Origin of the sequence: Actinoplanes palleronii (assembly GCF_016862315.1) — a bacterium.
GTDB classification, from domain to species: domain Bacteria; phylum Actinomycetota; class Actinomycetes; order Mycobacteriales; family Micromonosporaceae; genus Actinoplanes; species Actinoplanes palleronii.
The window spans coordinates 100,423-107,837 of the sequence record NZ_BOMS01000110.1 but is presented as its reverse complement, the minus strand read 5'-3'; the positions used below and the strand labels follow the sequence as shown (position 1 = coordinate 107,837).

Annotated in this window: 8 protein-coding genes; 5 read left to right on the top strand and 3 right to left on the bottom strand. The window is 71.0% G+C overall.

Annotated features, from left to right (window positions below; genetic code table 11):
• Nucleotides 1-278: 278 nt before the first annotated feature.
• A complete protein-coding gene (locus Apa02nite_RS34535; protein WP_203828807.1) occupies nucleotides 279-803 on the top strand; it encodes a hypothetical protein in 525 nt (174 codons plus the stop codon).
• 347 nt (nucleotides 804-1,150) lie between these two features.
• On the opposite strand, the gene Apa02nite_RS34530 is transcribed toward Apa02nite_RS34535, so the two are convergent.
• Nucleotides 1,151-2,044, bottom strand: a complete 894-nt coding sequence (locus Apa02nite_RS34530) for an iron-sulfur binding domain-containing protein (RefSeq protein ID WP_203828806.1) — start codon at nucleotides 2,042-2,044, stop codon at nucleotides 1,151-1,153.
• A gap of 21 nt (nucleotides 2,045-2,065) precedes the next feature.
• On the opposite strand from Apa02nite_RS34530, the gene Apa02nite_RS34525 reads away from it, so the two are divergent.
• The 4 genes from Apa02nite_RS34525 (at nucleotide 2,066) to Apa02nite_RS34510 (ending at nucleotide 4,403) form a co-directional block, all read left to right on the top strand.
• Complete coding sequence (locus Apa02nite_RS34525) at nucleotides 2,066-2,569, top strand: glycine cleavage system transcriptional repressor (RefSeq protein ID WP_203828805.1); 504 nt, start codon at nucleotides 2,066-2,068, stop codon at nucleotides 2,567-2,569.
• A complete protein-coding gene (gene def / locus Apa02nite_RS34520; RefSeq protein WP_203828813.1) occupies nucleotides 2,554-3,060 on the top strand; it encodes a peptide deformylase in 507 nt (168 codons plus the stop codon). The genes Apa02nite_RS34525 and def overlap by 16 nt, the downstream gene beginning before the upstream one ends.
• Before the next feature lie 83 nt (nucleotides 3,061-3,143).
• Nucleotides 3,144-3,890 carry an adhesin gene (locus Apa02nite_RS34515; RefSeq protein ID WP_203828804.1) on the top strand — a complete coding sequence of 249 codons (747 nt, stop codon included), beginning with the start codon at nucleotides 3,144-3,146 and terminating at the stop codon, nucleotides 3,888-3,890.
• Nucleotides 3,891-3,893: 3 nt separating this feature from the next.
• Entirely contained in the window at nucleotides 3,894-4,403 is a 510-nt protein-coding gene (locus Apa02nite_RS34510; RefSeq protein ID WP_067700127.1) for a 2'-5' RNA ligase family protein, read from the top strand.
• A 450-nt stretch (nucleotides 4,404-4,853) separates the two neighbouring features.
• Here the strand turns inward: Apa02nite_RS34510 and Apa02nite_RS34505 are convergent, their stop codons facing one another.
• Together Apa02nite_RS34505 and disA are read right to left on the bottom strand one after the other, a co-directional pair.
• Nucleotides 4,854-5,924 (bottom strand): hypothetical protein, encoded by a 1,071-nt coding sequence (locus Apa02nite_RS34505; RefSeq protein WP_203828803.1) that lies wholly within the window; start codon nucleotides 5,922-5,924, stop codon nucleotides 4,854-4,856.
• Nucleotides 5,925-6,260: 336 nt separating this feature from the next.
• Entirely contained in the window at nucleotides 6,261-7,361 is a 1,101-nt protein-coding gene (gene disA / locus Apa02nite_RS34500; protein WP_373873075.1) for a DNA integrity scanning diadenylate cyclase DisA, read from the bottom strand.
• Between the last annotated feature and the right edge of the window lie 54 nt (nucleotides 7,362-7,415).

The following is a 7,415-nucleotide window of genomic DNA, read 5'->3' as shown; positions in this document are numbered from 1 at the left end:
CCCCGGCCAGATCGTCGTGGTGGACTGCGAGGGTGACCCGTCCAACATCGAGAAGTCCAAGCTGGTCTTCCGCGGCGCCGAGAAGGCGGGCGCGGTGCCGGAGACGGTGCCGGCCGACCTCGGCACCACCGCCACCAGCGAGGAATGATCGGTTAGACGCACGATGGGAACGGCCCGGCTGCTCGCAGCCGGGCCGTTCTTGTCATACCCGGGTACGACGGGCAGGTAGCACTCCGGAGTGATGACAGGCGGCCGGAGCTATCCATAACGTCCGATCCATGACGACGCATCGCCTCGCGCAGTCCGTGCTCTACTGCTCCGGCCTCGCCGTGGTGAGTGCGGCAAGCCTCGGACTGGCCGTGCTCGGGCGGCCGGCCACCGCGGTCCGGCTCGCCGACGGCTGGCAGAGCCGGCTCGGACCACCGCCCGCCCTGCCCGCCCGGTTCGGTCCGGCCGCCGGGAACGCGCTGGTCGGGCTGCTGCTCGGGATCCTCGCGGTGATCCCGCTCGCCATGCAGGTCTTCTTCGTGGCCCGGGGTGTCTGCTATGGGTGGGTCGACCCGGGACCGTATGACACCTCGTGGGGTGGGCCGACCCGGGCCGGCGCCTGGGCGGCGCACTTCCTGGTCGGTGCCGTGTTCGCGGCGGCCGGGCTCGCCGCGCTGGCCGGGATCGCGGCGCTGCACCGGCGCTGGACGGCCCGGCTGGCGGGGGCGCCGGGCGGCGCGTGGGTGCTGCCCGTGGCGCTCGTTTCCGGAGTCGCGGCCGCGTTCCTCTTCGTGGGCTGGCTGGGGCAAATCTGAGGCTGGGCGCCGCAGCGTGGGGACTTTGGGTGCGCTCCGCGCCGAAAGTCCCCACGGATGGCTGTGTTGCGGGCTGCGTGGGGAGTTTGGGTGCGGAGCGCACCCAAACTCCCCACACACGCCTGCTTTGCGGGGTGCGGCGCGCGTCGAAAGTCCCCGCGCGGGGTTGGAAATGCCCCGGCAGCTCGGGTCCGGTCGAGCTCAGGTGGGGTCGGGATTGGACTCGGGACCGCCGACCTTGAGCCGAGAGCATGCCCCGGCGGTGCCGGGCGGTCCGGCACCGGGATTCGTCGCGTGCGCCGCCACGGGACGTGGCAGCCGCTTTTGGGGACCTTCAGGTCGTACCGTCAAAGGGTTTGGATGTCGCCCCTGGGTGCGTCTCCGGTGAGGATGAAGTCGGTGCCGAGTGGCTGGACCAGGCCGTCCTCGACCAGGCCGGACAGGGCGCGGGCGCGTTGCACCTCGTCGGTCCAGACCAGGTCCAGGCGTTGGCGGGGGACCGGGCCGGTGGCGTGTCGCAGCACCTCCAGGAGCAGGCCGCGGACCTGGCGGTCGGTGCCGGCGTAGCGCTGCGGTTTGCGGCTCGGGCCGGCCGGCAGTGGCTCACCGGTCAGTCGCCACGCGCAGACGTGATGAAAAGGGCAGTCCACGCATTTCGGTGACCGAGCGGTGCAGACGATCGCGCCGAGCTCCATGAACGCGATGCTGGCCCTGGCCGCGCGGGGTGCGTCCGGCGGCAGCAGCTCCTCCATGGCGACCAGGTCGGCCGCGGTGGTGGCCGGACCGGCGTCCGGTTTGCCCTCGACCACCCGGGAGACCACCCGGCGCACGTTCGTGTCCACCACCGGATGTCGCTGGCCGTACGCGAACGTGGCCACCGCCCGCCCGGTGTACGTGCCCACCCCGGGCAGCGCCAGCAGTTGATCGAGGTCGTCCGGCACCCGGCCGTCGTGCCGCTCGACCATCGCGATCGCGCAGGCGTGCAACCGCATCGCCCGGCGCGGATAGCCGAGCCGCCCCCACATCCGGATCGCCTCGGACTGCGGATCGGCGGCCAGCGCCGCAGGTGTCGGCCAGCGGGTCATCCAGGACCGCCAGGCCGGCTCCACCCGGACCACCGGGGTCTGCTGGAGCATCACCTCGCTGACCAGGACACCCCAAGGAGTGGTTTCCGGTTGCCGCCACGGTAGGTCGCGGGCGTTGGTGTCGTACCAGTTGATGGCTTCGTCGGCGAGAGTCATAACAGGACTTACTGTAGGCGGGTGCATGAGCTCGCCATCACCGTCATCGGCCCGGACCGGACCGGCATCGTCGCCGACGTGGCCGAGGCGCTCGCCGACGTCGGCGCGAACCTGACCGACTCGACGATGACCCGGCTGCGCGGCCACTTCGCGATGACCCTGGTCTGCACCGGCGTGTCCGCCGACGAGGCCACCGGGGCGCTCACCGTTCTGGGCGACGGGCTGCTCGCCACCGTCCGGCAGGTCGAGCCGTCGGACCAGGCCACGCCCGGCGCGCCCTACCTGGTCAGCGTGCACGGCGCGGACCGGCTCGGCATCGTGGCCGCGGTGACCAGGGTGGTGGCCGGGGCCGGTGGCAACATCACCGACCTCACCACCCGGCTGACCGGGCCGCTCTACGTGCTCGTCGCCGAGGTGGACCTGGCGACCGAGCGGGCCGAGGAACTGGCCGAGCAGCTCGCGGTGGCCGCCGCCGAGCTGGGCGTCGAGATCACCATGCGGCGGGCCGAATCGGAGCTGCTGTGAACGTGCTGACCGCCCCCGCGGCGATCCTCAGCACGCCGGCCGACGAGGTCGACCCGGCCGACCCGGCGATCGTCCGGCTGGCCGCGGACCTGATCACGACGATGCGGGCCGCACCCGGCTGTGTCGGCCTGGCCGCGCCGCAGGTCGGCGTGTCCGCGCAGGTGTTCTGCGTGGACGTGACCGGGCATCCGAAAGCGGTCACCACGCACGGCGCGTTTGTGCTCTGCAACGCCAAGGTCGTCGAGGCGAGCCGCTGGCGGCCCGGCCGGGAGGGCTGCATGTCGGTGCCCGACCTGACCGGCGACGTGAAACGGGCCGCCCGGGTGGTGGTCGAGGGGCTGCGGCCGGGCACCGGCGAGTCGATCACGATCACTACCGACGCGTTCGAGGCACGAGCCCTACAGCATGAGATCGATCACTGCGCCGGAAAGTTGTTCCTCGATCGCGTGGCCGGTGCGCACGCGATTCACGTCCGCAAGGTTTACCTATAACGAATGATCCGCGAGTTGGTGGCGGTCGCCCGGCGCGTCGCGCACCGCCGTCGCGGGTGTCCGGGTTTACGGTGGGCCACATCATGCGTGCGACGGTTGGTCCCCTCCCACCCGCGGTCTACTGGCGGCGGCGTGTGGTCGTGCTCGGCGCCCTGCTGCTGGGCATCATCGTGTGGTTTGTCGCGTGTTCCCACGGGGACGACGACAAGCCCAACACCAAGAACGCGTCGTCCCAGCTCCCGACGCCGGAGCCGGGCAAGTCCAGCGCGTCGGCCTCGCCCACACCGGACGACGGGCTGCTCGACTCGGCGCCGCCCGGTGGCCAGGCGTACCCGGATCCCGATCCGGTGAAGTCGTCGGCCGCCCCGGATCCCGGCGATCTGCTGCAGACCACCGCGCCGGGGGTGAACACCGACGTCAACGCGGCCGGGAACGCCTGCACCGACGCCGAGATGCAGGTGACTCCGGTGCCGGGTGCCACCAAGGTCAAGCGCGGTGTCCCGCTCGCGATCACTTTGACGATCAAGAACATCGGTACGCGTACCTGCACCCGCGACGTCGGCGCCGACCCGCAGGAGCTCTACCTCGAGCAGGGCGTGCAGAAGTACTGGTCGTCGGACAAGTGCAACCCGACAAAGGGCAGCGACGTGGCGACGTTCGCGCCGGGCGCCGAGAAGACCTTCAACGTGACCTGGAACGGCCGCCAGTCCACGGCGTGCAGCGGAGCGGCTCCGGCCGGCCCCGCGCCGGCCGCCGGGGAATACCAGCTGCGCGGCCGGCTCGACGGGATCATCAGTGCCCCGCCGGTCGTCGTGACGATCACGTCCTGACGGTTGGTCGCCGCACTCGAGCTCTATCTGGACGTCGACGCGACGCGGCGGGTCCGGACGCTGTGGCGCGCCCTCGAGGCCGAGGGCATCCCGAGCCTCGGGGAGCTGCATCAGAAACACCGGCCGCACGTCTCGCTCGCGGCCGCCAGGACCATTGATCCGTACGCGGCGGCAGCGGCCCTGAAGGGGCTGGAGGTCGGCCGCGGGCTGACCCTGCGGATGGACTTCGTGGGGCAGTTCGTCGGCCGGGTGCTGTGGCTCGGGGTGACCGCGACCGCGGAGTTGCTGGAGCATCACCGGCTGGTGCACGAGCGGCTGGCGGCCGGCGGGGTCGAGCTGTGGGAGCACTATCAGCCGGGGCGGTGGGTGCCGCACTGCACGATCTCGATGCGGGTGCCGAACCCGATGATGGCGCCGGCTATTCGCCGTTGTCTGGAGATTCTCCCGCTTACCGCGACGGTGACCGGTGCGGCGATTGCCGATCATGTGAACGGGATCGCGCAGCCGGTTTGAGAGCGGCTCTCTGCCGGATTTATTGGTATTTAGTGGTGGGGCTTTCTGGCCGTGTGGGCGGTTTGAAAGCAATTGGCAACTTCAATAGCGCTGATCATTTACGAATCGTCGTTCGCCGGCTGGTGCTCAGGGTTGTCTCGAGAGCTTTGAGGCAACCCTGAGCACCAGCCGAATTCGCGAGTCGCCCAGCGGCCAGGTGTTGCCGGGGTCTTGCGTGTAGGTCGCGCACTGCCGGGGTCGTGAGGCGCGCTGCGGCCGGGCGTGGCCGGGGTCTTGCGTGTGGGTCGCGCACTGTCTCTGGCTGGTGCTCAGGGGTGCCTTCAGGGCGTTGAGGCACCCCTGAGCACCAGCCGGGGTCGTGAGGCGCGCTGCGGCCTCTCGGGTGCGGGCCGTGCGCCGGACGCGCGGATGCGGAGGCCGTCCCACGGCCTCCGCATCACGTGGAACCGATCAGGCGGTGGGGCGGCCCTTGCGGACCTGGCGGCCGACCGCGACCATCCCGCCGCCGACGAGCAGGAAACCGAGCGCGTAGAGGGCCAGCCCGGCCGGGTTGGAGCCGGTCAGCGGCAGGGACGCGTCCGGGGTGCCGGTGGTCGTGGTGGCACTCGGCGTGCTGCCGGCGCTGCCGGTACTCGCCGACGCGGAAGGAGTCACCGACGCGGACTGCGTGACCGACGACGACGGCGTGACCGACGACGACGGCGTCACCGAGGCAGACGGGGTGACCGAGGCCGACGCTGAGGGCGTGACCGACGGGCACGGGGAGCTCGGGGTGGTGGTCGGAGCCGTCGTCGGCGGCACCGGCGGCGTGTCGCAGCCGGCCGGCTTGGACCAGGTGCCGGTGCTGGTGTGGAAGCTGTTGTCCCGGATCGTCACCGGCTTCCCGGCGTCCGCGGTGCGCTCGACGGACTGGCCGGGCCGGACCCGGATCCGCTTGCCGTCCACGACGAAGACCGCGTCCACTGTCGCGTCCGCGCCGTTCGCCAGCCTGATGTGCAGCTCGCCCTCGCAGTCACTGCCGAAGGTCACCGCCGGGCGGGGCGTGCAGACCCCGTCGCCGCCGTTGTACCAGGCGCTGCCGCCACTGGACCGGCTGCCGAGGCCGGCCGGCGAGCCGAGCTTGGTGTTGCCGTAGGCCGTCCCGCTGCCGGTGATCTCGTCGAGCACCGCGGAGCCGAAGATCGTGTCGACCTGGGTGAAGCAGCCGGGCACTCGGACGTCGAGCGAGACGCTGCGGTGGCCGGCGTCGACCCGGGCGGTCTCGGTGTCGTAGACGAACTGCGGCACCGCGTACGTCTTCTTCGGCGCCGTGTATGACACCAGCGAGAAGTCCTGAGTCTCCCCCGCGCAGAGCGGCTTCACCGCGGTGATCGTCGCGGTGCCGGCCGGGCCGTCGAAGGTGTGCCGATACGTGGCGTCCGCGGCGCTGACACACGACTCGCCGGTCCCGCCGGCGTAGGCGGCCGGTGCGATGCCGGCGAGGGCGGTGGTGGCGATGGCAGCGCCACCGAGAATGAGCATGAACCGGCGCAAGGCAGTGGCCCCCAACTAAAGAGTGGGTCGGGGGCGGTCTCACCACTGACTCCCCGGGCCGCCAAGCGGTGACCGATTTGACGCTCGGCCCGGATCCATCTCCCCAATATCTGGGTGCTCGCGACAAATGTGTCCGCGGCGATCACCAGGTTAGGGGCCGTCCGGCTGCGGGGGAAGGGGCTGTAACGGTGAGTAGTGTCGACCGTCGGGAAAACGCGCCTGATTTGTCCCGTGTGTGGCATCTATCCGTCATCAAGTCCGAAAAATTGATAGCAGAATTCACCTCAACGAGTCGGCGATGACGCAGAGTCATGCCGACTTCGGTCAGACGTAACGCTCGAGGATCGACGCCTCGGCCAGCCGGGACAGCCCCTCCCGGACGCCACGCGCCCGGGCGTCCCCGACACCCTCGACGGCTTGCAGGTCTTCCACCGTCGCGCCGAGCAGCCGCTGCAGACTCCCGAAGTGATCGACCAGGCGGTCCACGATCTGGGCCGGCAGCCGTGGCACCTTGGCCAGCAGCCGGAACCCGCGCGGTGACACCGCCGAGTCGAGCGCGTCGGAGGCGCCCTGATATCCGATCGCCTTGGCCACCGCGATCAGGTCGATCATCTCGGTCGCGGTGAGCAGGTCCAGCTCGACCAGGGCCTCGTCCAGCGTGCGGGCCTTGCGGCCGGTCGGCAGATAGTCCCGGATGACCAGGGTGCGGTCCGAGTCGACGCCGACCATCAGCTCGTCGAGCTGCAGGGCGAGCAGCCGGCCGTCGGTGCCCAGCTCGACCACATACCCCGAGATCTCGTCGGCGATCCGGCGGACCATCTCCAGTCGCTGGACCACCGCGACCGCGTCGCGGACGGTGACCAGGTCCTCGATCTCCAGGGCGGAGAGTGTGCCGGACACCTCGTCGAGCCGGGCCTTGTAGCGCTCCAGGGTGGCCAGTGCCTGGTTGGCCCGGGACAGGATGGCGGCCGAGTCGTCCAGGACGTGGCGCTGACCGTTCACATACAGCCCGATGATGTGCATCGACTGGCTCACCGAGATGACCGGGTAGCTGGACTGCTTGGCCACCCGCTCGGCGGTGCGGTGCCGGGTGCCGGACTCCTCGGACGGGATGGACGGGTCGGGCATCAGGTGCACGGCCGCCCGGACGATCCGGGTGCCGTCGCTGGAGAGCACCACGGCGCCGTCCATCTTGCACAACTCGCGCAGCCGGGTGGCGGAGAACTCCACATCGAGCGGGAAGCCGCCGGTGCAGATCTGCTCGACGACCGCGTCATAGCCCAGCACGATCAGCGCGCCGGTGCGGCCACGAAGGATCCGCTCCAGCCCGTCGCGCAGGGCGGTGCCGGGCGCCATCAGGGCGAGGTTGGCCCGGATCGGATCACTGGCGCCCCCGGTGAGGCCGACGCCGGTCAACGGGGCCACCGCACGGTGGCCCGCGCCGTTGACGCCGGGGCGCGGCGTTGAACTGGCTGCGGA